The organism is Citrobacter sp. FP75 (assembly GCF_018342065.1).
GTDB lineage: Bacteria > Pseudomonadota > Gammaproteobacteria > Enterobacterales > Enterobacteriaceae > Citrobacter.
In genome coordinates this window covers 159961-184614 of sequence record NZ_JAFDOE010000005.1, presented here as the reverse complement: position 1 = coordinate 184614, position 24654 = coordinate 159961, and the positions used below count along the sequence as shown (strand labels likewise).

Genomic DNA, 24654 nt, shown 5'->3' with positions numbered 1-24654 from the left:
ATATTTATTATTAATAATTTGTTGATAACTATTTAACCTCTGTGGCGCCTCGGTGAGTAACTCATAATGGGTATTCATTACTGGAGCTTCTGTTATGTTCGTCACACTTTTTTACGCTGGCGATTTTGGTTGGTTTTTTGATATTTATTGTTGTTAATCAGTTACTTGATGTTGGTTTTTTAAGTTTTTTAAGTGGTTATCTTTCAATATTGTTGAGCCAGCAAACAATATTGAAAATTTTCATATTTGACGTGTGCCTTTCAATATTGGTGAGGTACATAACACTATTGAAAGTTACGAATTTCAATGTGTGACATTTTCAATATTGGTGATTAATGTTTTATTTCCGAATTAAAGAGCGTGATATCTGTATTTAACACCGCCGATATAAATACGTTTCCTTCATGATTTCTGGAGATGCAATGAAGATAATTACTTGCTACAAATGCGTGCCTGATGAACAGGATATTGTGATTAATAATGCTGACGGTTCGCTGGATCTCAGTAAGGCCGACGCCAAAATTAGTCAGTACGACCTGAATGCGATTGAAGCTGCCTGCCAGTTAAAACAACAAGTAGGGGAGGCTCAGGTTGTTGCGCTGAGTGTGGGCGGCAAAGCGTTGACCAATGTTAAAGGGCGCAAAGATGTGCTCTCACGTGGCCCGGATGAACTGATCGTGGTGATTGACGATCAATTTGAACAGGCGCTGCCACAGCATACGGCGGCAGCACTGGCGGCTGCGGCACAAAAATCTGGTTTTGATCTGCTTATCTGCGGCGACGGATCTTCCGATCTTTATGCGCAGCAGGTCGGCCTGCTGGTGGGCGAAACGCTGAATATCCCGGCGATTAATGGCGTGAGCAAGATCCTCTCGCTGGTGGATAACACCCTTACGGTAGAGCGTGAGCTGGAAGATGAAATAGAAACCCTGAGCATCCCGCTTCCGGCGGTGATTGCGGTCTCTACCGATATCAACACACCACAAATTCCGTCCATGAAAGCCATTCTTGGCGCGGCGAAAAAACCGGTACAGGTCTGGTCGCCAGCGGATATTGCGCTTAATGGCGTGGATGCGTATTCCGTCCAACAGGTTGCTGCACCAAAACAACGCGAGCGTCAGCGCGTGGTGATTGAAGGTGACGGTGAAGAACAGATTGCCGCGTTTGTCGAGAACCTGCGCAAAATCATTTAATTATCAGGGGATGTTATGAACAAGTTTTCCAGTGTCTGGGTATTCAGCGATACCCCTTCTCGTCTGCCGGAACTGATGAGTGGTGCGCAGGCTTTAGGTGAAACAATTAACACGTTCGTACTGAACGAGGCTGACAGCGCGGCGGCTCACCAACTGGGTGCGAACCATGTCTGGCTGCTCAACGGAAAGCCAGATGACCGCATGATGGAAGATTATGCGGGCGTGATGGCCCAGACTATTCGTCAGCACAGCGAGGGCGGCGCGGTACTGCTGCCGAATACGCGTCGCGGCAAACTGCTGGCGGCAAAGCTGGGCTTTCGGTTGTCGGCTGCGGTCTCTAACGACGCCAGCGCGGTGACGTTGCAGGACGGTAATGCCGCGGTCAAACACATGGTTTACGGCGGTCTGGCTTTGGGGGCGGAAACCATCGCCTCGCCATTTGCGGTGATCACGCTCAGCAGCGGAACGTTTGAAGCGATGCAGCCAGATGCTTCCCGCAGCGGCGAGAAGCATGATGTGCAGTGGCAGGCTCCGGCTACCGCCGTTATCCGCACCGCCACGCAGGCGCGTAAAAGCAATAGCGTCGATCTCGATAAGGCGCGCCTGGTGGTCAGCGTGGGGCGCGGTATCGGCAGCAAAGAGAATATCTCGCTGGCCGAAGCGCTGTGTCAGGCCATGGGGGCCGAACTGGCCTGCTCCCGTCCGGTGGCAGAAAACGAGAAATGGATGGAGCACGAACGCTACGTCGGTATCTCCAATCTGATGCTAAAACCTGAGTTGTATCTGGCCGTGGGGATCTCCGGGCAGATCCAGCACATGGTTGGTGCGAACGGCGCACAGACGATTTTTGCTATTAACAAAGACAAAAATGCCCCGATTTTCCAGTACGCGGACTTTGGCATCGTCGGTGATGCGCTGAAGATCCTGCCTGCGCTGACGGCCGCATTCGCGCGCTAAACCATTTCGGGCAGGATGCGAAGGTGTCCTGCCGCTGACAGGAGTACGTATGTCCGAAGATATCTTTGATGCCATCATCGTGGGTGCAGGCCTGGCCGGTTCGGTTGCAGCGCTGGTGCTCGCTCGCGAAGGCGCACAGGTGCTGGTTATCGAGCGCGGCAATTCTGCTGGCGCGAAGAATGTCACCGGGGGGCGCATGTATGCGCATAGCCTGGAGCGCATTATCCCCGGCTTTGCTGAACATGCCCCCATTGAACGCATGATCACCCACGAAAAACTCGCCTTTATGACCGAAAAAGGGGCGATGACGATGGATTACTGTAACGGAGAAGACGCGACGCCATCGCAGGTTTCTTATTCCGTATTGCGCAGTAAATTTGATGCCTGGCTGATGGAACAGGCCGAGGAAGCGGGGGCTCAACTGATCACCGGCATTCGCGTGGATAACGTCGTCCAGCGTGATGGCAAAGTCGTGGGCGTGGAAGCCGATGGCGACATTCTTGAAGCCAAAGTCGTGATCCTTGCTGATGGCGTGAATTCTCTGTTGGCTGAAAAGTTGGGCATGGCAAAGCGCGTCGAGGCGGCACATGTTGCCGTTGGCGTGAAGGAGCTTATCGAATTACCGAAATCAGTGATTGAAGATCGCTTTCATCTGCAGGGCAATGAAGGTGCAGCCTGCCTGTTTGCCGGTTCGCCAACCGATGGTCTGATGGGCGGCGGCTTCCTCTATACCAATGAAACAACCGTGTCTTTAGGGCTGGTATGCGGCCTTCACCACCTGAAAGACGCGAAAAAATCGGTCCCACAAATGCTGGAAGATTTTAAACAGCATCCGGTCGTTGCCCCGCTGATCGCCGGTGGCAAGCTGGTGGAATATGCCGCACACGTTGTACCGGAAGCCGGGATGAATATGCAGCCGGAACTGGTGGGCGACGGCGTACTGATTGCCGGTGATGCCGCCGGGATGTGCATGAACCTCGGTTTTACCATTCGCGGTATGGATTTGGCGATATCCGCAGGCGAAGCGGCAGCGAAAACGGTGCTTTCAGCCATGAAGCGCGACGACTTTAGCAAACAGTCGCTGGGTGAATACCGTCAGCATCTGGACGATGGCCCGATGCGCGATATGCGCATGTATCAGAAGCTGCCTGCTTTTCTTGATAACCCGCGCATGTTTACCGCCTATCCCGAAATGGTGGTCAATATCGCCCGCGACCTGTTCACCGTTGATGGCTCAGTGCCGGTTCCGATGCGTAAGACACTGCTGCGCCATGCGAAGAAAGTGGGTTTCATCAATCTGATGAAAGATGGCCTGAAAGGAGTGACCGTATTATGACTTCTCCCGTCAATGTGGACGTCAAACTGGGCGTCAATAAATTCAATGTGGATGAAGAAAGCCCGCACATCATTCTGAAAACTCAGCCCGACAAACAGGTGCTGGAGGTGTTGATTAAAGCCTGCCCGGCCGGATTGTATAAAAAGCAGGATGACGGCAGCGTGCGCTTTGATTACGCCGGTTGCCTGGAATGCGGAACATGTCGAATTCTCGGACTTGATACGGCGCTGGAAAAATGGGAGTACCCACGTGGGACGTTTGGCGTGGAGTTTCGCTACGGTTAATCGGTTGCCGGATAGTCGTTTCACCTTATCCGGCCTACAAAAATGTGTGAACCGTAGGCCTGATAAGCGTCAGGCAATCAGTTAAAAAAGGATAAAACCATGCCGCAGCCCAGGAACTTTGATGACATCAAATTCACCTCTATTCACCGCCGGATAATGCTGTGGGGAAGCGGCGGGCCGTTTCTGGATGGCTATGTGCTGGTGATGATTGGCGTGGCGCTCGAGCAGCTCACACCGGCATTGAATCTGGATGCCGAGTGGATTGGCCTGCTGGGAGCCGGCACGCTGGCTGGGCTGTTTGTCGGCACGTCGCTGTTTGGCTACATCTCCGATAAAGTCGGGCGGCGCAAAATGTTCATCATCGATATCATCGCTATTGGCGTGATATCGGCGGCGACGATGTTTGTTTCTTCTCCTGTTGAACTGCTGGTGATGCGGGTGTTGATCGGAGTGGTGATCGGGGCTGATTATCCGATAGCTACTTCGATGATCACTGAGTTCTCCAACACCCGCCAGCGCGCCTTCTCCATCGGTTTTATTGCCGCCATGTGGTATGTCGGTGCGACCTGCGCCGATCTGGTCGGCTACTGGCTGTATGATGTCGAGGGCGGATGGCGCTGGATGTTGGGTAGCGCGGTGATCCCCTGCATTTTGATCCTGATTGGTCGCTTCGATCTTCCCGAATCGCCGCGCTGGCTGCTGCGTAAAGGCCGGGTAAAAGAGTGTGAAGCGATGATGATCAAGCTGTTCGGCGAACCGGTGGTGTTCGACGAAGAAGCGCCGCAGGAAACACGATTTCTCCAGCTGTTTAATCGCCGGCATTTCCCTTTTGTCCTGTTTGTTGCCGCCATCTGGACCTGTCAGGTGATCCCGATGTTCGCCATTTATACCTTTGGTCCACAGATTGTAGGTCTGCTGGGCCTCGGCGTCGGGAAAAGCGCCGCGCTGGGTAACGTGGTGATTAGCCTGTGCTTTATGCTGGGCTGTATTCCGCCGATGTTCTGGCTGAATAGCGCGGGCCGTCGACCGCTGTTGATCGGCAGCTTTATTATGATGACGCTGGCGCTGGCAGCGTTGGGGTTGATTCCGGATATGGGCGTCTGGCTGGTGGTGCTGGCGTTTGCCGTGTATGCGTTTTTCTCGGGAGGGCCGGGGAATCTCCAGTGGCTGTACCCCAATGAGCTGTTCCCTACTGATATTCGTGCGTCTGCCGTCGGCGTGATCATGTCGTTAAGCCGGGTAGGAACCATTGTTTCCACCTGGGCGCTCCCTGTTTTCATCAGCAAATACGGGATCAGTCATGTGATGCTAATGGGGGCCGGAATTTCGCTGATTGGCCTGTTGGTTTCCATTGCCTTTGCGCCAGAAACTCGGGGGTTAACGCTGGCGCAAACCAGCCAAATGACGATTCGCAGCAAGCCTGTATCCAGAGTAAGTTATTAGGAGTGTTCTGTATTTTCCCTGTTACTCAGTCAGTTAGCCTACAGTTAACGGGTATATCACTGAAAATGACTGAAAAGCAGGGAGAACACCATGCAAAAACATATTCTGATCACCACCATTTTTACCGCAGCAGCACTGTTTACCGTTGGCGGTTGTTCCTCAAACCAGGCGGTTAAAACTACCGATGGTAAAACCATTGTTACCGACGGCAAGCCGCAGGTGGATGACGATACCGGTCTGGTGTCGTATAAGAACGCGGAAACCGGTAAAACGGAACAGATTAACCGTGATCAGGTTAAGGATATGAGTGAACTGGACAACTAGTTCAGTTTTCTCCATTCAGCTACTCAATAATATTGACTTTTAGCCTGCGGATTAAGTGACTAAACTCACTGGTATTACAATAATGCAGTAATAGCAGGCTAATCATGATTCTCATCATTTATGCGCATCCCTATCCGCAGCACTCGCATGCGAATAAGCGGATGCTTGAGCAGGCAAGGACGCTGGAGGGTGTAGAGGTTCGTTCGCTGTATGAACTCTATCCCGACTTCAATATCGATATCGCCGCTGAACAGGATGCGCTGGCGCGCGCGAATCTTATCGTCTGGCAACACCCCATACAGTGGTACAGCACACCACCTCTCCTCAAACTGTGGATGGACAAAGTTCTCTCTCACGGCTGGGCGTATGGCCATGGCGGCACCGCGCTGCACGGAAAACATCTGCTGTGGGCGGTCACCACCGGCGGCGGTGAAAATCATTTTGATATTGGCTCCCATCCAGGTTTTGACGTGCTTTCCCAACCTTTGCAGGCCACGGCATTATATTGCGGTCTCAAATGGCTGCCGCCGTTTGCCATGCACTGTACGTTTATCTGTGATGACGAAACGCTGCAGGCGCAGGCGCGTCATTACAAGCAGCGTTTAATGGAATGGCAGGAGGCACACCATGGATAGCCATACGCTGATACAGGCGCTGATTTATCTCGGTTCGGCGGCGTTGATTGTGCCGATTGCGGTACGGCTGGGGTTAGGATCGGTGCTGGGGTATCTCATCGCCGGGTGCATTATCGGACCGTGGGGCCTGAGGCTGGTGACGGATGCAGAAGCTATCCTGCATTTTGCGGAAATCGGCGTGGTGCTGATGCTGTTTGTCATCGGTCTGGAACTTGACCCGCAGCGCTTATGGAAACTGAGAACCTCGGTATTCGGCGGCGGTGCACTGCAAATGGTGGTTTGCGGTGGGCTGATTGGTTTGTTCTGTATGTTCCTCGGCCTGCGCTGGCAGGTGGCAGAACTGATTGGCATGACGCTGGCGCTTTCCTCCACCGCTATCGCCATGCAGGCGATGAATGAACGTAACCTGATGGTGTCGCAACTGGGGCGTAGCGCGTTTGCCGTGCTGCTGTTCCAGGATATCGCCGCCATCCCTCTGGTGGCGATGATCCCCTTACTGGCGGCGAGCGGCGCGTCAACCACGCTCGGAGCGTTTGCGCTGTCCGCGCTGAAAGTTGCCGGTGCGCTGGTGCTGGTGGTGCTGTTAGGGCGTTACGTCACCCGTCCGGCATTGCGTTTTGTGGCGCGTTCCGGGCTGCGGGAAGTCTTCAGCGCCGTCGCGCTGTTTCTTGTTTTTGGCTTTGGCTTATTGCTGGAAGAAGTTGGCCTGTCGATGGCGATGGGCGCATTCCTGGCCGGTGTGCTGCTGGCGAGTTCGGAGTATCGCCATGCGCTGGAAAGCGATATCGAACCGTTTAAAGGGCTGCTGCTGGGGCTTTTTTTCATCGGCGTGGGGATGTCTATCGACTTCGGTACGCTGATTGATAATCCATTACGCATTATTATTCTGCTGGTCGGTTTCCTGGCGATCAAAACCATCATGCTGTGGGTGATTGCCAGACCGTTGCAGGTACCGAATAAGCAGCGTCGCTGGTTTGCCGTATTATTAGGGCAGGGCAGTGAGTTTGCCTTCGTGGTGTTTGGCGCGGCACAAATGGCAAACGTGCTCGATCCGGAATGGGCAAAAGCGCTGACGCTGGCGGTGGCGCTGTCGATGGCGGCTACGCCGATTTTACTGGTGCTCCTGACGCGTCTGGAAAAATCGTCCACCGATGAAGCGCGTGAGGCGGATGAAATCGATGAGGAACAGCCGCGGGTGATCATCGCCGGATTTGGGCGATTTGGTCAGATAACCGGTCGTTTGCTGTTGTCGAGTGGTGTGAAAATGGTGGTACTCGATCACGACCCAGACCATATCGAAACGCTGCGCAAATTTGGCATGAAGGTTTTTTATGGTGATGCGACGCGGATGGATTTGCTGGAGTCTGCGGGGGCCGCGAAAGCGGAAGTGATCATTAACGCCATTGACGATCCGCAAACCAGTCTGCAACTGACCGAAATGGTGAAAGCGCATTTCCCGCACCTGCAAATTATAGCCCGGGCGCGCGATGTCGATCATTACATCCGGTTACGCCAGGCGGGGGTAGAGATGCCCGAGCGTGAAACCTTCGAGGGGGCACTGAAAACCGGGCGTCTGGCACTGGAAGGTCTGGGACTTGGGCGCTATGAGGCACGCGAGCGGGCCGATGTCTTTCGTCGCTTCAATATGCTGATGGTTGAAGAGATGGTGAAAGGTGAAAACGACGCGATTTCGCGCGCGGCGGTTTATAAACGCACCAGTGCCATGCTGAGTGAAATTATTGCGGAAGATCGTCAGCACTTATCGTTAATTCAACGCCATGGCTGGCAAGGCACGGATGAAGGTAAACATACGGGCGACGCCGCCGATGAGCCGGAAGTGAAACCGTCAGCATAGGGTAAAAAATGTGATGTTCTGCAAACTTTACTGCTAATTGACTGTTTTTGAACTACTGTAATGCTGGCGCTCCACCAGAAATAGGTCGGATCGCCAGCAGAACGGAAAATTTTCGTGCACATCCTCTTTCCGCCAGTCGACGAAAGATTGCGCTTTCCGTATAGTGGCGACAATTTTTTTGTATCCGGGAAATATTCAATGATCAGTCTGATTGCGGCGTTAGCGGTAGATCGCGTCATCGGTATGGAAAACGCCATGCCGTGGAACCTACCTGCCGATCTCGCCTGGTTTAAACGTAATACCTTAAACAAGCCAGTTGTTATGGGGCGCCATACCTGGGAATCCATCGGGCGACCGTTGCCAGGGCGTAAAAATATCGTCATCAGTAGTCAACCTGGCACCGACGATCGCGTGCAGTGGGTGAAGTCTGTTGATGAGGCTATTGCGGCCTGTGGCGATGAACCAGAGATTATGGTGATTGGCGGTGGGCGCGTGTATGAGCAGTTCCTGCCAAAAGCGCAGAAGCTGTATCTGACGCATATTGATGCAGAAGTAGAAGGGGATACGCATTTCCCGGACTACGAACCGGACGATTGGGAATCTGTTTTCAGCGAATTCCACGATGCCGACGCGCAAAACTCTCACAGTTATTGCTTCGAAGTTCTGGAACGTCGCTAAGTTGCTAATGTAATGCCGGATGGCGGCGTAAATGCCTTATCCGGCCTACAAACTAACGATCAGGCGTTGACCGCCTCGCCTGGATCCAGCTTCAGATGGCGATTTGACGGCTGAGTAAAGTACTGCTTGTCTTCCCAACGCAGACAGGTGAGATCCCCACCCCAGCAACAGCCCGTATCCAGCGCGTAAATTCCTTCTGGCGTGCCTTTACCCTCCAGCGATGCCCAATGCCCAAAAGCAATGCTATAGGCGTCACTGACGGGGCCAGGAATGGCAAACCACGGTTTCAGCGGGGCTGGTGCATCTTCCGGTGACTCTTTGCTGTACATGTCCAGTTGGCCGTTCGGGAAACAGTAGCGCATACGAGTAAAGGCGTTAGTAATAAAACGTAACCGGGCCAGTCCCGTCAGTTCCGGCGTCCAGTTGTTGGGCATGTCGCCATACATGGCATCGAGGAAGAACGGATACGAGTCGCTCGACAGGACCGCTTCGACATCGCGAGCACACTCTTTCGCGGTCTGCAGGTCCCACTGTGGGGTAATCCCGGCATGCGCCATCACCAGCTTCTTCTCTTCATCAATCTGCAGTAGCGGCTGGCGACGTAGCCAGTTCAGCAGCGAATCAGCATCCGGGGCTTCGAGTAGCGATGTGAGGCGGTCCTTGGGTTTATTCCGGCTGATGCCTGCAAACACGGCCAGCAGGTGTAAATCGTGATTACCTAATACTAACCGTACGCTGTCGCCGAGCGATTTGACATAGCGCAGCACGTCCAGCGAGCCGGGCCCACGAGCGACCAGGTCGCCGGTGAGCCATAAGGTATCTTTCCCAGGGGCAAAATTTACTTGATGCAGCAATGCGATCAGTTCGTCGTAACAACCGTGAACGTCGCCAATGAGGTATGTTGCCATAGCTATTGTTTTAGTGGATGAGAGTTGGAACGGCGAGTCGGAATACGGGAATGTCGATGGTAAAGGCAACGCCCTGCGCATCGATCATTTCGTAATGACCCTGCATGGTGCCCAGCGGGGTTTCAATCACCGCACCGCTGGTATATTGGTACTCTTCGCCGGGCTCAATGTGGGGCTGAACGCCAACCACACCTTCGCCCTGAACTTCGGTTTCACGGCCATGACCATTGGTAATCAACCAGTAACGTCCCAACAGCTGCACCGGCGCTCGCCCCAAATTGCGGATGGTTACGGTATAGGCAAAAACGTAACGTTCATCATCAGGTGAGGATTGCGCCTCAATGTAGACGCTTTGTACCTGAATACACACTCGGGGCGAATTGATCATGCTTAACTCTCCTTCGATGGCGTTTTTTCTGACAGATAGTTAGCCATCCGGCAGTATTGGGCGACAGAGATATTTTCCGCTCGCAACGCCGGATCAACACCCAGTTCCGTCAGCACTTCAACGCTGAACAGATTACCGAGGCTGTTACGTACCGTTTTACGGCGCTGGTTAAACGCTTCGGTCGTAATACGGCTCAGGACGCGAACATCTTTAACCGGGTACGGCATCGTCGCGTGAGGGACCAGGCGTACAACGGCGGAATCGACTTTAGGTGCAGGCGTAAATGCGGATGGCGGCACTTCAAGTACCGGGATCACATTGCAGTAATATTGCGCCATGACGCTCAATCGACCATACGCCTTACTGTTTGGCCCTGCAACCAGACGATTGACCACCTCTTTTTGCAACATGAAATGCATGTCAGCAATGGCATCAGTATAGGTAAAAAGATGGAACATCAACGGCGTGGAGATGTTGTAAGGCAGGTTACCAAATACGCGCAGCGGCTGACCCAGGGTTTGCGACAGTTCGCCGAAGTTCATGGTCATGGCGTCTTGCTGATAGATAGTCAGCTTGGGTCCTAAAAACGGGTGCGTTTGCAGGCGTGCGGCGAGATCGCGGTCCAGTTCAATGACCGTGAGCTTGTCCAGACGTTCACCTACCGGCTCGGTCAATGCCGCGAGGCCCGGGCCGATTTCGACCATTGCCTGACCCTTTTGCGGGTTGATAGCAGAGACAATACTCTCGATCACAAACTGATCGTTGAGGAAGTTTTGCCCGAAACGTTTACGGGCTAAATGGCCCTGATGGACTCGATTATTCATTAGTATTAACAATCATTTTGATGGCGAGGTTAAGCGCCGTAATAAAACTGCCGACATCTGCTTGCCCACGACCCGCCAGTTCAAGTGCGGTGCCGTGATCAACGGATGTACGAATAAATGGCAGGCCCAGTGTGATATTCACACCGCGACCAAATCCCTGGTATTTTAGCACGGGCAGACCCTGATCGTGGTACATTGCCAATACGGCATCCGCGCTATCGAGATATTTGGGCTGAAACAGGGTGTCTGCAGGCAACGGACCGTGTAATTTCATGCCCTGTGCGCGCATCTCATCCAGCACGGGAATGATAGTGTCTATCTCTTCTGTCCCCATATGACCGCCTTCTCCGGCATGCGGGTTCAGACCGCAGACCAGAATATGCGGATCGTTCAGGCCAAACTTGGTGCGTAAATCATGATGCAGAATGCCAATGACTTCGCGCAGTAGCGCGGGCGTAATGGCATCGGCAACGGCTCTGAGCGGCAGGTGCGTGGTCGCCAGCGCAACGCGCAGTTCCTCGGTCGCCAGCATCATCACGACTTTCTTCGCCTGCGAGCGCGCTTCAAAAAATTCGGTATGTCCGGTAAACGGCACGCCAGCATCATTGATCACGCCCTTGTGAACCGGGCCGGTAATCAGTGCGGCAAACTCACCTTGTAAGCAACCATCACACGCACGAGCCAGCGTATCGACCACATACTGTCCATTTTCTACCGCCAGTTGACCCGCGACGGCAGGAGTGCATAGTGCAATCGGTAGCAGCGTCAATGTGCCTGCTGATTGCGGTCGGGCTGGGGTATCTGGAGTGTAAGGGAGAAGTGAAAGCGGTAAACCGAGCATCGCTGCCCGGTCACTGAGGAGTGCGGCATCTGCACAGACGACGAGTTCTACAGGCCACTCACGCTGCGCAAGCTGGACTACAAGATCCGGACCAATCCCGGCGGGTTCGCCGGGAGTGATGACGACGCGTTGAGTACGGGCCATTAGTTGCTCAGAACTTTAACGTATGCGCTGGCGCGCTGTTCCTGCATCCAGGTCGCTGCTTCTTCCGAGAACTTACGGTTCATCAGCATACGGTAAGCCCTGTCTTTCTGCGCAGCGTCAGTTTTATCAACGTTACGCGTGTCCAGCAGTTCAATCAGGTGCCAGCCAAAAGAGGAATGCACCGGGGTGCTCATCTGTCCTTTGTTGAGTTTGGTCAGCGCATCGCGGAAGGCCGGATCGAAAATATCCGCTGCCGCCCAGCCCAGATCGCCGCCCTGGTTTGCTGAACCAGGATCCTGAGAGAACTCTTTAGCCGCTGCGGCGAAGGTCGTTTTACCGCTCTTAATATCAGCCGCGATTTGTTCGAGCTTCAGACGCGCCTGCTGATCGGTCATGATCGGCGACGGTTTCAGCAGGATATGACGGGCGTGAACTTCAGTCACGGAGATGCTCTGGCTTTGACCACGCATATCGTTGACTTTCAGGATGTGGAAGCCGACGCCTGAACGAATCGGGCCGATGATATCGCCTTTTTTCGCGGTGCTTAACGCCTGAGCAAAGATGCCCGGCAGCTCCTGAATACGTCCCCAGCCCATCTGGCCGCCTTTCAGCGCCTGCTGGTCTGCGGAATAGGTGATAGCCAGTTTACCAAAATCACTACCATTACGCGCTTCATCGACAACAGAACGCGCCTGGCTTTCAGCTTCGTTTACCTGGTCTGAAGATGGGTTTTCCGGTAACGGAATCAGAATGTGGCTCAGGTTCAGTTCAGTGCTGGCATCATTTTGGTTGCCAACCTGCTGTGCCAGAGCATCCACTTCCTGAGGCAGAATGGTGACGCGACGGCGAACTTCGTTGTTGCGCACTTCAGAGATAGTCATCTCTTTGCGGATCTGGTTACGATAGGTCGAATAGCTTAGGCCATCGTGTGCCAGGCGACTGCGCATCTGGTCCAGCGTCATATTGTTCTGCTTAGCGATGTTGGCGATGGCCTGATCCAACTGCTCATCAGAGATTTTCACCCCCATCTTCTGACCCATCTGCAGGATGATTTGATCCATGATCAAACGTTCCAGAATCTGATGGCGCAGCGTGGCGTCGTCCGGTAACTGTTGACCCGCCTGACCCGCATTAAGTTTTACTGACTGCATTAAGCCATCAACGTCGCTTTCCAGAACGACGCCGTTATTGACGACGGCTGCGACTTTATCGACTACCTGTGGGGCAGCGAAACTGGTATTCGCGATCATGGCGATACCGAGAAGCAGCGTTTTCCAGTTCTTCATACTTTTTCCATTATTAATTAACCGCAATGCGGATTACGTTTTAAATCAATCAGATCATAAAGAGCTTTGATACGGCAAAATGTTCGAACGCAGCATTTGGTTGGTGCCGAGACCATAGTTAGAGCTCAGGCCGCGTAGTTCGATATTAAAGCCAATCGTGTTGTCATAAATCGCGTGCTGCTGAGTATTATCCCAACCGTTCAGCTTACGTTCGTAGCCAAAGCGAATGGCGTAACAGCAGGAGTTGTACTGCAGCCCCAGCATAGAATCCGCTTCCTTGTTCACGTTGGTATCGAAGTAGTAAGCACCAACAATCGACCAGCGTTCGGCGATTGGGAAGCTTGCCACCGCGCCTACCTGCGAAATCCCGTTTTTATACTGATCTGCCGTAGAGTAGTATGAAGGCAGGGTTGCCTGGATATACTCCGAGCTGGCATAACGGTAGTTCAACTGCAGCATGCGGTTTTCATCGCGACGGTATTCGATGCTGCTGCTGCTGGTTGCGACGCTGTCCAGACGCGTGTCGTACTGGATCCCGCTGCGTAAACCCCAGCGATCGGAGATACGCCAGTAGGTATCGCCTGCCCATACCAGCGAGCCGGTTTTGTCGTCATTCTCCCATTTAATGTTGTCATCGCCGGTGCGAGACTCGGTGAAATAGTAGATTTGACCCACAGAAATATTAAAACGTTCAACCGCCGCATCATCATATACGCGAGATGTGACCCCGGTCGTTACCTGGTTGGCGGAAGCAATACGGTCCAGACCGCCGTAGGTACGGTCACGGAACAGGCCGTTGTAGTCAGACTGCAGCAGGGAAGAGTCATAGTTATAGATATGGCTTTGGTCACGATACGGGACGTACAGATACTGCGCGCGCGGCTCCAGCGTCTGGGTATAACCCGGCGCCAGCATTTGCATGTCACGCTCGAATACCATCTTGCCGTCAACTTTAAACTGCGGCATCACGCGGTTGGCGGAATCATCCAGCTTGGTGTTCTGCGGATTACTGTTATACCAGTCCAGATTGGTCTGCTGATAATGGGTCGCCAGCAGTTTCGCTTCGGTATTGATACTCCCCCAATCATTCGACAGCGGTAGATTGATCGTCGGCTCAAGGTGAACACGCGTCGCTTCCGGCATGTTGTCATTGGTATTAACGAAATGTACCGCCTGACCATAAATACGGGTATCGAACGGACCGACATCATTCTGGTAGTAGTTGACGTCTAATTGCGGCTGCGCTGAGTAACTGTTGCTGTTGGCAGCATCGAAGACCTGGAACTGTTTGGTCGATACCGTGGCGTCAAAGTTCTGTACCGCGTAGCCGACGCTAAATTTCTGCGTGGCGTAGCCGTCGGTACTGGAACCGTACTTGTTATCAAAATCATTAAAGTAGCTGGTGTCGCTGACCTTGGTGTAGTCGACGTTGAAGCGCCACACCTGATCCATCACGCCAGAGTGTTGCCAGTAGAAAAGCCAGCGGCGTGAGTTGTCATCCTTCGGATGTTCGTCGTCGTAAACTTTATCGGAGTTCAGGTAGTCGAACTCCATCAAACCGGTGCCTGCCTGGCTGAGATAGCGGAATTCGTTCTCCCACATAACGCCACCACGACGGTGCATATAGTGCGGCGTGATGGTGGCGTCCATATTGGGCGCGATGTTCCAGTAATACGGCAGGTAGAACTCAAAATAGTTATTGGTGGAGTATTTTGCGTTCGGGATCAAGAAACCGGAGCGGCGTTTGTCGCCGACCGGCAGCTGCATATACGGGCTGTAAAAGACCGGAACCGGACCCAGTTTAAAGCGGGCGTTCCAGATTTCCGCGACCTGTTCTTCACGGTCGTGGATCACTTCGCTACCGACGACGCTCCAGGTATCGGAACCTGGCAGGCAGGAGGTAAAGGTCCCGTTTTCCAGGATGGTATAGCGGTTTTCCCCACGCTGTTTCATCAGGTCCGCTTTCCCGCGCCCCTGACGACCCACCATCTGGTAGTCACCCTCCCAGATGTTGGTATCTTTGGTATTCAGATTCGACCAACCCTTCGGCCCCTTCAGAATGACCTGGTTGTCATCATAATGGACGTTGCCCAGCGCATCGACGGTACGAACCGGCTCCGGTTGACCCTCGGCCTGTTTCTGGTGCAGTTGCACTTCGTCGGCTTGCAGGCGGCTATTACCCTGTGCGATATCCACGTTGCCAGTAAACACGGCGTCATCCGGGTAATTCCCTTTTGCGTGATCGGCATTGATGGTGACGGGTAACTCATTGGTCTCGCCCTGCACCAGAGGACGGTTATAGCTTGGCACGCCCAACATGCACTGTGAGGCGAGATCGGCTGCCAGACCCTGTTGACTATAAAGGGCGGCGGCAATCATGGTGGCCAGAAGAGTGGGAATACGTTTTTTCATACGTTGTATTTATTGTTCCATCATCAGTAGCGTCGCGCGTGACAAACGGTCACAGCCTAACTTATCTCATCTTCACTGCGCTAGTGTTAATCCTGCCGATTAAGGCTCCGTGGTGTTAGGCACGGCATTGAATGACAGGTATGATAATGCAAATTATAGGCGATGTCCCACAATTGACCGCTGCCGTAAAACGGTAAAAGCACCTTATATTGTGGGACATAGCCCGGCTGGCAGCGTAAAGATTTGGGGAGTCTATGCAGTATTGGGGAAAGATTATTGGTGTAGCCGTGGCATTAATGATGGGCGGCGGCTTCTGGGGCGTGGTTTTAGGCCTGCTCGTGGGTCATATGTTCGACAAAGCCCGCATGCGCAAAATGGCGTGGTTTGCGAACCAACGTGAACGTCAGGCGCTGTTTTTTGCCACCACTTTTGAAGTGATGGGACATCTGACCAAATCAAAAGGACGCGTCACGGAAGCCGATATTCATATCGCCAGCCAACTGATGGACCGGATGAATTTACACGGTGACTCACGTACCGCAGCGCAGCATGCCTTTCGGGTGGGAAAATCAGACAATTACCCATTACGTGAAAAGATGCGCCAGTTCCGCAGCGTCTGTTTTGGTCGCTTCGATCTGATCCGTATGTTTCTGGAGATCCAGATCCAGGCGGCGTTTGCGGATGGTTCACTGCATCCTAACGAACGCGAAGTGCTGTACGTGATTGCTGAAGAGCTGGGGATCTCGCGCGCGCAATTTGATCAGTACCTGCGCATGATGCAGGGCGGGGCGCAGTTCGGCGGTGGATATCAGCAACAGTCTGGCGGCGGCTGGCAGCAGGCACAACGCGGCCCGACGCTGGAAGATGCGTGTAACGTGCTGGGCGTTAAAGCCACCGACGATGCAACCACCATTAAGCGCGCTTATCGCAAACTGATGAGCGAGCACCATCCCGACAAACTGGTCGCGAAGGGGTTGCCGCCAGAAATGATGGAAATGGCGAAGCAGAAAGCGCAGGAAATTCAAAAAGCATACGAGCTAATTAAAGAACAGAAAGGCTTCAAGTAAATATACACGGCATCCTTCAGGCTGCCTCTTTGTTGGCTGCACTGTGAAACCCCAGTCACATAGTTATCTATGCTCCTGGGGATTTCTTCGTTTGCCGCCTCGATGCATCTCGTATGATTTGTGTCTATAACCCGAGACACAAAGTAAAAACGAAATGTGTCCCAGCAACGTTTTAAAAATCCGCCGGGACTTTAAAGGTCATACTGTTGCCGTATTCAGGATGAGTAATGGTTAACATCTCTGCGTGCAGCAACAGACGCGGCGACATCGCCAGTGCTTCCGGTGGGGCATAGAAGCGATCGCCCAGAATCGGATGCCCTAATGCCAGCATATGCACACGCAGCTGATGAGAGCGTCCGGTAATGGGTTTTAGCACCACCCGGGCGGTGTTATCCGCCGCGAACTCCACGACTTCATACTCGGTCTGCGCGGCTTTGCCCGTCTCATAACACACTTTCTGTTTTGGTCGGTTTGGCCAGTCGCAAATCAGCGGTAAATCCACCAGTCCTTCAGTGGGGGACGGATGTCCCCACACGCGTGCGACATACTGCTTCTTCGGTTCACGTTCGCGAAACTGACGTTTTAGCTCACGCTCTGCCGCTTTAGTCAGCGCTACTACAATCACGCCGCTGGTGGCCATGTCCAGACGATGCACGGATTCAGCCTGTGGGTAGTCGCGTTGAATACGCGCCATCACACTGTCTTTGTGCTCATCCAGACGACCCGGTACGGACAACAAGCCGCTCGGTTTGTTGACCACCATAATGTGTTCATCCTGATACAGGATAACCAGCCAGGGCTCCTGCGGCGGATTGTAGTTTTCCATCCCCATGTATGGCTCCGTTACTGATGCGTCACGACGATCAGGCGTAAGGCATCCAGACGCCAGCCAGCCTGATCCAGGCTTTCCATCACTTGTTGACGGTTGCTTTCAATCGCGGCAAGTTCGTCATCACGGATGTTCGGGTTAACGGCGCGCAGTGCTTCCAGACGCGACAGCTCCGCAGACAGCTTCTCGTCCGCCTCTTTACGCGCGGCGTCGATCAGCGCTCGGGCAGATTGCTCGACCTGCGCTTCACCCAGTTGCAGAATCGCATGGACATCTTGCTGTACGGCGTTGACCAGCTTGCTACCGGTATGGCGGTTAACGGCGCTGAGTTGGCGGTTAAAGGTTTCAAACTCCACCTGGGCGGCGAGGTTATTACCGTTTTTATCCAGCAGCATGCGCACCGGCGTCGGCGGCAGGAAACGGTTTAACTGCAGCTGTTTCGGTGCCTGGGCTTCAACCACATACACCAGTTCAACCAGCAGGGTTCCAACCGGTAATGCTTTGTTTTTCAACAGAGAAATCGTGCTGCTGCCGGTATCACCAGAGAGGATAAGATCCAGACCATTACGGATCAGCGGATGCTCCCAGGTGATAAACTGCGCATCTTCACGCGACAGTGCAATATCACGCTCAAAGGTGATCGTGCAGCCATCTTCCGGCAGCCCCGGGAAATCAGGAACCAGCATATGATCGGACGGTGTCAGCACGATGAGATTGTCACCGCGATCGTCCTGATTAATACCGACGATATCAAACAGGTTCATAGCAAAGGCGATCAGGCTGGTATCGTCATCCTGCTCTTCAATGCTCTCAGCCAACGCCAGCGCTTTTTCGCCACCGTTGGAATGAATTTCCAGCAGACGATCACGCCCTTGTTCAAGCTGTACTTTCAGGGCGTCATGCTGTTCGCGGCAGGTTTTGATCAGGTCATCAAATCCTTCGGTGTTTTCCGGCTCTGCCAGATAGCCAATCAGATTGTTATAGACGGTGTCATAAATAGTACGCCCGGTCGGGCAGGTGTGCTCAAACGCATCCAGACCTTCGTGGTACCAGCGCACCAGCACGGACTGTGCGGTTTTTTCCAGATACGGGACGTGGATCTGAATATCATGCGCCTGACCAATACGGTCCAGGCGACCAATACGCTGTTCCAGCAGGTCAGGGTTGAACGGCAGGTCAAACATCACCAGGTTGCTGGCGAACTGGAAGTTACGGCCTTCAGAACCGATTTCCGAGCACAGCATGACCTGCGCGCCGCTATCTTCTTCGCTAAACCAGGCGGCGGCACGGTCACGTTCAATGATCGACATACCCTCATGGAATACGGCGGCACGAATGCCTTCACGCTCGCGCAGAACCTGCTCCAGCTGCAACGCGGTGGTCGCTTTTGCACAGATAACCAGGACCTTTTGTGAACGATGGCTGGTCAGGTAGCCCATCAACCATTCCACGCGAGGATCAAAGTTCCACCAGGTGCCGGTATCGCCTTCGAATTCCTGATAAATCTGCTCCGGGTAGAGCATGTCGCGTGCGCGCTCTTCTGCGCTCTTACGTGCGCCCATAATGCCGGAGACTTTGATCGCCGTCTGATATTGGGTCGGCAGCGGCAGCTTGATGGTATGCAGTTCGCGTTTCGGGAAGCCTTTCACGCCATTACGGGTGTTGCGGAACAGTACGCGGCTGGTGCCATGACGGTCCATCAGCATGGAAACCAGTTCCTGACGTGCGCTCTGAGCATCTTCGCGATCGCTGTTCGCGGCCTGTAGCAGCGGCTCAATGTCCTGCTCGCCAATCAGATCGCCGAGCATATTCAGCTCATTGTTACTCAACTTATTGCCTGCCAGCAGCATGGCGACGGCATCGGCAACCGGACGGTAATTTTTTTGCTCTTCAACAAACTGCTCGAAATCGTGGAAACGGCTTGGGTCCAGCAACCGCAAACGCGCAAAGTGGCTTTCCATGCCCAACTGTTCCGGCGTTGCGGTCAGCAGCAGGATGCCCGGTACGCGCTCGGCCAGTTGTTCAATCGCCATATACTCGCGGCTTGGCGCATCCTCGCTCCACACCAGGTGATGAGCTTCATCGACAACCAGCAGATCCCATTCTGCGTCACACAAATGTTCCAGGCGCTGTTTGCTACGGCGGGCAAAATCCAGCGAGCAGATGATCAACTGCTCGGTTTCAAACGGGTTGTAGGCGTCATGCTGCGCTTCGGCATAGCGTTCATCATCAAACAGCGCAAAGCGCAGGTTGAAACGGCGCAGCATTTCGACCAGCCATTGGTGTTGTAACGTCTCGGGGACGATGATCAGCACGCGTTCGGCGGCGCCGGACAGTAGTTGCTGATGCAGGATCATCCCGGCTTCAATGGTTTTCCCTAAGCCGACTTCATCTGCCAGCAGAACGCGCGGGGCATGGCGACGACCAACATCATGGGCAATGTTGAGCTGGTGGGGGATCAGGCTGGTACGTTGACCACGCAGACCACTCCACGGCATACGATACTGCTCGCTCTGAAATTTACGCGCACGGTAGCGCAGCGCAAAGCGGTCCATACGATCGATTTGGCCAGCAAACAGACGGTCCTGTGGTTTGCTGAACACCAGTTTGCTGTCGAGGAGTACTTCACGCAGCACTATACCGGTTTCTTCGGTATCAAGGCGGGTTCCGATATAGGCAAGCAGTCCATTTTCTTCTTTTACTTCATCGACATGCAATTGCCAGCCTTCATGGCTTGTTATCGTATCGCCAGGATTGAACATCACGCGGGTCACGGGGCAGTCACTGCGCGCATACAGACGGTTTTCACCCGTCGAGGAGAAAAGTAGGGTGACGGTTCGCGCATCCATGGCGACAACGGTACCAAGTCCCAATTCGCTTTCTGTATCGCTGATCCAGCGTTGACCAAGTGTAAAAGGCATATATGTTCGGCTCTATATCTTTAATTGCAGGCAATACTCGTCATTTCTCGGGTAGTCCGAGTTTTCAGAGCATACGACCCCGCTACCAGGCTAATGAATCAGTGGTAGTGGTGTAAAATGGGTCCAGGAATGGAAAGGGCGCTATGGTACTGGATGGCGACGGTTTCGTCACGCGTCAAAATAACCCCAGTTGCCCTGTGAGTAGTGTAGCAAAGTTATCATCAACAAAGGGAAGAATTCCCTCGGCGACCGGTTGTATCTGGCGCGTGAGATAATGCTCATAATCCAGCGCAGAGAGCTGATAATCCACAGGTTCCGGACCATTTACCGTCCAGACATATTTAATGGTGCCACGATTTTGATACTGTGGCTGACGGCCCAGTTTTACGTTCTGTTCATCGGCAAGCCGCGCGGCGCGAACGTGTGGCGGAACATTACGTTGGTATTCGCTTAACGGGCGGCGCAGGCGTTTGCGGTAAACCAGCTGATCGTCGAGTTTACCGGCCATCAGGCTGTCGATGGTTTCCCTGACAAAATCCTGATACGGCTCCTGACGAAAGACCCGCCAATAGAGTTCCTGCTGGAATCGTTGCGCCAGCGGCGTCCAGTCGGTGCGCACCGTTTCCAGCCCTTTGAAGACCATGCGCTGCTGGTCCCCGTCCTGAATGAGTCCGGCGTAGCGTTTCTTGCTACCCGTATCCGCGCCGCGGATGGTCGGCATCAAAAAGCGGCTGAAATGGGTTTCAAACTCCAGCTCCAGTGCGCTGGTCAGATTTTGTTGTTGCAGCGACTGCGCCCACCAGGTGTTGACATGGTGTACCAGTTCCCGACCAATCCTGGTTGCATCTTCTTGTGAATGCGCGCCTTTGAGCCAGACAAAAGTGGAGTCGGTATCGCCATAGATAACGTCGTAGCCCTGCGCCTCAATCAGTGCTTTGGTCTGGCGCATGATGGCATGACCGCGCATGGTGATTGACGAGGCCAGTCTGGGGTCGAAAAATCGACAGGCCGTGGTGCCGAGTACGCCGTAAAACGCGTTCATGATGATTTTTAGCGCCTGCGAGAGTGGCTTATTCCCGTTGCGTTTTGCCTCGTCGCGCCCCTGCCAGATCCGGGTCACGATTTCCGGCAGGCAGTGTTTTTCGCGTGAGAACCAGGCATCGAGAAACCCTTCGGTGCTGTGTTCAGGGTCCGGCTGCGCCATGCCTTCAATGAGCCCCACCGGGTCGATCAAAAAAGTGCGGATGATCGACGGGTACAGACTTTTGTAATCCAGCACTAACACCGAGTCGTACAAACCCGGACGCGAGTCCATCACATAGCCGCCGGGGCTGGCGTGCGGCGGGACTTCACCCAGATTCGGTGCAACGTAACCGGCACGGTGCATGCGTGGAAGATAGAGATGACCAAAGGCGGCAACCGAGCCACCGTGCCTGTCGACCGGCAGGCCGTTGACCGTTGAGCGCTCCAGCAGAAACGGCATGATCTCGGTTTTATGAAAGATTCGCGTGACCAGTTCACAGTCTTTGAGATTATAGGTGGCAAGCGCGGGCTTATCCTGAGCGAACCGACGATCAATTTCGTCCATGCGATCCCATGGGTTATCAATCGACTTCCCTTCACCCAGCAGTTCTTGCGACACCGCTTCCAGCGAAAACGAGGAAAAGTTCCAGAATGCGGATTTGAGCGCCTCAATGCCGTCAATAATCAGACGACCTTTGGCTTGGGCGAAAAAAACACCGTTTTTGAAGCCGTGTTCGCGCCACTCCAGTTCACTGTTGTCACGGCCAAAACGCAGGGGAATACGGTAACGTTCAGCATGATTTTGCAGGACGCGTAAATCGAACTGCACCACGTTCCAGCCGATGATGACATCAGGATCGTGGCGGGCGATCCACGCGTTGAGTTTTTCCAGCAGTTGTGGGCGGCTCGCTACATATTCAAGTTCAAAATCAAGCTGCGAGGCATCGCCATTGGCCGGGCCGAGCATATAGACAATACGCTGTCCGCAGCCTTCGAGACCGATGCAATAAAGCTCGCCGTGTCGCGTGGTTTCGATATCCAGCGATAGCCATTTTAATGGCGGGCGATAGTCTGGATTTGGCTTCAGCCGCGCATTAATTAGCGTGTTGTCATGTCTGTCGCCTTCAACCCAGACAGGAGAAGTGATAAAACGCTCCATCAGATAGCGTTCCGGTGGGCGCACGTCGGCCTCATACACCGTGACGCCGTTTTCGCGCAGTAGCTTCTCAAGGCGCATCAATTGGCGGTGCGAGCGGCAGTAGAGGCCAGAAACGGGCTGGCGATGGAAATCTTGCAGGTTAAGCGACGCCAGGCGACAGCCGTTTTCTGTGCGTAATAATGTGGTGACGCGGGGAGTCTGGCTGGTGGGGATAAAGGCGACCGACTCCTGCGGCGCAAGCGTGACCTGCAATGGCCCGTTGTCCGTTGCCAGCCAGAATGAAACCTCTGTCCCCTGCGGGGTATCCCGCCAGTGCCGGGTTAAAATAAAACCTGCCTGCGCCACGCTGCGTATCCATCAAAAAGCCAGACATTATTATAGCCTGGTTTACTCGGGTGTACTGTTTTTTTGTACAGGCATTAGGCGTAAGACGCGGTATCCGCTGTAGTAAAAAGCTTCTCTGAGTAAAAACCGTGCTTGCGCCAGCCTGGTTATCTTCGCATTTAAAATATGAATACGGAGACCAAGACGAGTTGCAGAAAAGTATTTTATTTGTGTGACTGCTCTCTTAAATCTCTACTACCTGTCTGATTTATGTATTGAATTAGTATTTTCAAGTGCATTATCGGATGTTTTCTGCTTTTTCAGATTTGTGATCATTTAATTTTGCTACATCTTTCTCGGATCCAAGAAAAGTTTGTTTTTTTTAATTGTGCTTGTTAATGGTTGATGTAAAAATTTCATTCGAAGCATCCTGATATGAGTCTGAAATATAATATGTTTTAACGGTGTTTATTGCCGAATAGAAACGGATTTTCAGTTCGAATTCGTCGGGAATCTCTCTGTAAAATTTTGTTTTTATCTCGGATATAATTTTATTATCAACTTATTGTTCGGATGCTTCTTAATAAATACCCGGAAAGTGCATGGAATGGAGTTTTTATGAATATCTATACTCAGGCGATCTTGCCAGGATACCAAAATTATCTTTTTGTTAATACTCAACTTTCAAACCCATCAATCAAAGCCGTGAGCAAATATATTGAGTATAAAACATGGACCGGACAAATTTGGCGGGCTGAAATCATTGAAGGTGGAAACGCTTTTTTTCACTGGCAGGGGCATGACAGAAGAAATGGTCATCGGGACACAGTGATTAACTATTTATTGCGTGGGCAGAAATGGCAGTCCACAATCACAGACTATATTTTCTTTCATTCGCTGGAAGGGGAGGAAACACATGGAAATTACGATAATGTGATTGAGTATGTTTGTTCTAATAACTGTGTTTATCAAAGTGCTTTTGCTGAATACATAGCAGAATAAAAATAAAGCGCGCTACTACCAAAACGCGCTTATAAAAAGAGGGTTACTGTCCGTAGTAGGCTTTAGCACCGTGCTTACGCAGGTAATGTTTGTCTAGTAGCGTTTGCTGCATATCGGGCAATTGTGGCGCGAGCTGGCGGCAGAAGATCCCCATATAGGCCACTTCCTCCAGCACGATGGCGTTATGCACCGCATCTTCGGCATTTTTTCCCCACGCAAACGGGCCGTGAGAGTGCACTAACACGCCAGGCATCTGCGCTGCGTCAATACCTTGTTTCTCAAAGGTTTCAACGATCACACTGCCGGTTTCCCATTCATATTCGCCGTTAATCTCGCTATCGGTCATTTTACGCGTGCAGGGAATTGAACCGTAGAAATAGTCTGCGTGGGTGGTTCCCGTGGCTGGAATCGACTGACCTGCCTGCGCCCAGATGGTTGCGTGACGCGAATGGGTATGAACAATGCCGCCAATGCTCGGGAATGCCTGATACAGCAGACGATGCGTTGGTGTGTCGGAGGATGGTTTTTTTTGCCCCTCCACCACGTCACCCGTGGCGATACTGACCACCACCATGTCGTCAGCGGTCATTACACTGTAATCAACCCCGGAAGGTTTAATCACCAACACGCCGCGTTCGCGGTCGACGGCGCTGACGTTCCCCCAGGTGAGCGTTACCAGGTTGTGCTTTGGCAGCGCCAGGTTTGCTTCCAGTACCTGACGTTTGAGATCTTCTAGCATTAGCTGTCTCCATGCCGGATGGCGCTTTGCTTATCCGGCCTACAGGACCGTAGGCCCGGTAAACGCAGTGCCACCGGGCATT

At 53.0% G+C, this 24654-nt stretch carries 21 protein-coding genes and 1 pseudogene; 11 read left to right on the top strand and 11 right to left on the bottom strand.

Annotated features, from left to right (window positions below; translation table 11 throughout):
• Positions 1–422: 422 nt before the first annotated feature.
• From JQ822_RS17680 to folA, 9 genes are all read left to right on the top strand, one after another.
• Positions 423–1193, top strand: a complete 771-nt coding sequence (locus JQ822_RS17680; protein WP_213134552.1) for an electron transfer flavoprotein FixA — start codon at positions 423–425, stop codon at positions 1191–1193.
• A gap of 15 nt (positions 1194–1208) precedes the next feature.
• The gene (locus tag JQ822_RS17675) at positions 1209–2150 is read left to right on the top strand and encodes an electron transfer flavoprotein subunit alpha/FixB family protein (RefSeq protein WP_213134551.1); all 942 of its coding nucleotides are present in this window, start codon (positions 1209–1211) and stop codon (positions 2148–2150) included.
• A gap of 49 nt (positions 2151–2199) precedes the next feature.
• The gene (locus JQ822_RS17670) at positions 2200–3486 is read left to right on the top strand and encodes an FAD-dependent oxidoreductase (RefSeq protein ID WP_213134550.1); all 1287 of its coding nucleotides are present in this window, start codon (positions 2200–2202) and stop codon (positions 3484–3486) included.
• Positions 3483–3770: a ferredoxin-like protein FixX gene (fixX, locus tag JQ822_RS17665; RefSeq protein ID WP_096758345.1), complete on the top strand. Its 288-nt coding sequence runs from the start codon at positions 3483–3485 to the stop codon at positions 3768–3770. Before JQ822_RS17670 ends, fixX begins: the two co-directional genes overlap by 4 nt.
• A gap of 99 nt (positions 3771–3869) precedes the next feature.
• Entirely contained in the window at positions 3870–5213 is a 1344-nt protein-coding gene (locus JQ822_RS17660) for an MFS transporter (RefSeq protein WP_213134549.1), read from the top strand.
• Between the two features lie 90 nt (positions 5214–5303).
• Positions 5304–5537: a YgdI/YgdR family lipoprotein gene (locus JQ822_RS17655; RefSeq protein ID WP_213134548.1), complete on the top strand. Its 234-nt coding sequence runs from the start codon at positions 5304–5306 to the stop codon at positions 5535–5537.
• A 104-nt stretch (positions 5538–5641) separates the two neighbouring features.
• Complete coding sequence (gene kefF / locus JQ822_RS17650; RefSeq protein WP_213134547.1) at positions 5642–6172, top strand: glutathione-regulated potassium-efflux system oxidoreductase KefF; 531 nt, start codon at positions 5642–5644, stop codon at positions 6170–6172.
• The gene (gene kefC, locus JQ822_RS17645; RefSeq protein WP_213134546.1) at positions 6165–8027 is read left to right on the top strand and encodes a glutathione-regulated potassium-efflux system protein KefC; all 1863 of its coding nucleotides are present in this window, start codon (positions 6165–6167) and stop codon (positions 8025–8027) included. The genes kefF and kefC overlap by 8 nt, the downstream gene beginning before the upstream one ends.
• Before the next feature lie 198 nt (positions 8028–8225).
• Entirely contained in the window at positions 8226–8705 is a 480-nt protein-coding gene (folA, locus tag JQ822_RS17640) for a type 3 dihydrofolate reductase (protein WP_213134545.1), read from the top strand.
• A gap of 59 nt (positions 8706–8764) precedes the next feature.
• On the opposite strand, the gene apaH is transcribed toward folA, so the two are convergent.
• Genes apaH through lptD form a run of 6 tightly spaced genes read right to left on the bottom strand, consistent with a single transcriptional unit; the run spans position 8765 to position 15508 of the window.
• Positions 8765–9613 carry a bis(5'-nucleosyl)-tetraphosphatase (symmetrical) ApaH gene (gene apaH, locus JQ822_RS17635; protein WP_213134544.1) on the bottom strand — a complete coding sequence of 283 codons (849 nt, stop codon included), beginning with the start codon at positions 9611–9613 and terminating at the stop codon, positions 8765–8767.
• A 10-nt stretch (positions 9614–9623) separates the two neighbouring features.
• Entirely contained in the window at positions 9624–10001 is a 378-nt protein-coding gene (gene apaG / locus JQ822_RS17630; protein WP_213134543.1) for a Co2+/Mg2+ efflux protein ApaG, read from the bottom strand.
• Positions 10002–10003: 2 nt separating this feature from the next.
• Positions 10004–10825 carry a 16S rRNA (adenine(1518)-N(6)/adenine(1519)-N(6))-dimethyltransferase RsmA gene (gene rsmA, locus JQ822_RS17625; RefSeq protein WP_213134542.1) on the bottom strand — a complete coding sequence of 274 codons (822 nt, stop codon included), beginning with the start codon at positions 10823–10825 and terminating at the stop codon, positions 10004–10006.
• Positions 10818–11810: a 4-hydroxythreonine-4-phosphate dehydrogenase PdxA gene (gene pdxA, locus JQ822_RS17620; RefSeq protein ID WP_213134541.1), complete on the bottom strand. Its 993-nt coding sequence runs from the start codon at positions 11808–11810 to the stop codon at positions 10818–10820. The genes rsmA and pdxA overlap by 8 nt, the downstream gene beginning before the upstream one ends.
• Positions 11810–13096 carry a peptidylprolyl isomerase SurA gene (surA, locus tag JQ822_RS17615; protein WP_213134540.1) on the bottom strand — a complete coding sequence of 429 codons (1287 nt, stop codon included), beginning with the start codon at positions 13094–13096 and terminating at the stop codon, positions 11810–11812. The genes pdxA and surA overlap by 1 nt, the downstream gene beginning before the upstream one ends.
• Before the next feature lie 54 nt (positions 13097–13150).
• Positions 13151–15508, bottom strand: coding sequence for an LPS assembly protein LptD (lptD, locus tag JQ822_RS17610; protein WP_213134539.1), 2358 nt, complete (start codon positions 15506–15508; stop codon positions 13151–13153).
• Between the two features lie 254 nt (positions 15509–15762).
• On the opposite strand from lptD, the gene djlA reads away from it, so the two are divergent.
• On the top strand, positions 15763–16575 hold the full coding sequence (djlA, locus tag JQ822_RS17605; protein WP_096758333.1) for a co-chaperone DjlA: 813 nt from the start codon (positions 15763–15765) through the stop codon (positions 16573–16575).
• A 172-nt stretch (positions 16576–16747) separates the two neighbouring features.
• On the opposite strand, the gene rluA is transcribed toward djlA, so the two are convergent.
• The 4 genes and pseudogenes from rluA to JQ822_RS24420 all read right to left on the bottom strand — a co-directional run.
• Positions 16748–17407 carry a bifunctional tRNA pseudouridine(32) synthase/23S rRNA pseudouridine(746) synthase RluA gene (gene rluA, locus JQ822_RS17600; protein WP_213134538.1) on the bottom strand — a complete coding sequence of 220 codons (660 nt, stop codon included), beginning with the start codon at positions 17405–17407 and terminating at the stop codon, positions 16748–16750.
• 11 nt (positions 17408–17418) lie between these two features.
• Complete coding sequence (gene rapA, locus JQ822_RS17595; protein WP_213134537.1) at positions 17419–20325, bottom strand: RNA polymerase-associated protein RapA; 2907 nt, start codon at positions 20323–20325, stop codon at positions 17419–17421.
• A gap of 175 nt (positions 20326–20500) precedes the next feature.
• Positions 20501–22852, bottom strand: coding sequence for a DNA polymerase II (gene polB / locus JQ822_RS17590; protein ID WP_213134536.1), 2352 nt, complete (start codon positions 22850–22852; stop codon positions 20501–20503).
• A gap of 42 nt (positions 22853–22894) precedes the next feature.
• A pseudogene (locus JQ822_RS24420) lies at positions 22895–22990 on the bottom strand (YdcF family protein); the annotation flags it as partial.
• 459 nt (positions 22991–23449) lie between these two features.
• On the opposite strand from JQ822_RS24420, the gene JQ822_RS17585 reads away from it, so the two are divergent.
• A complete protein-coding gene (locus tag JQ822_RS17585) occupies positions 23450–23833 on the top strand; it encodes a DUF4751 family protein (RefSeq protein WP_213134535.1) in 384 nt (127 codons plus the stop codon).
• A 43-nt stretch (positions 23834–23876) separates the two neighbouring features.
• Here the strand turns inward: JQ822_RS17585 and araD are convergent, their stop codons facing one another.
• Positions 23877–24572: an L-ribulose-5-phosphate 4-epimerase gene (gene araD / locus JQ822_RS17580; RefSeq protein WP_213134534.1), complete on the bottom strand. Its 696-nt coding sequence runs from the start codon at positions 24570–24572 to the stop codon at positions 23877–23879.
• Positions 24573–24654: the final 82 nt, after the last annotated feature.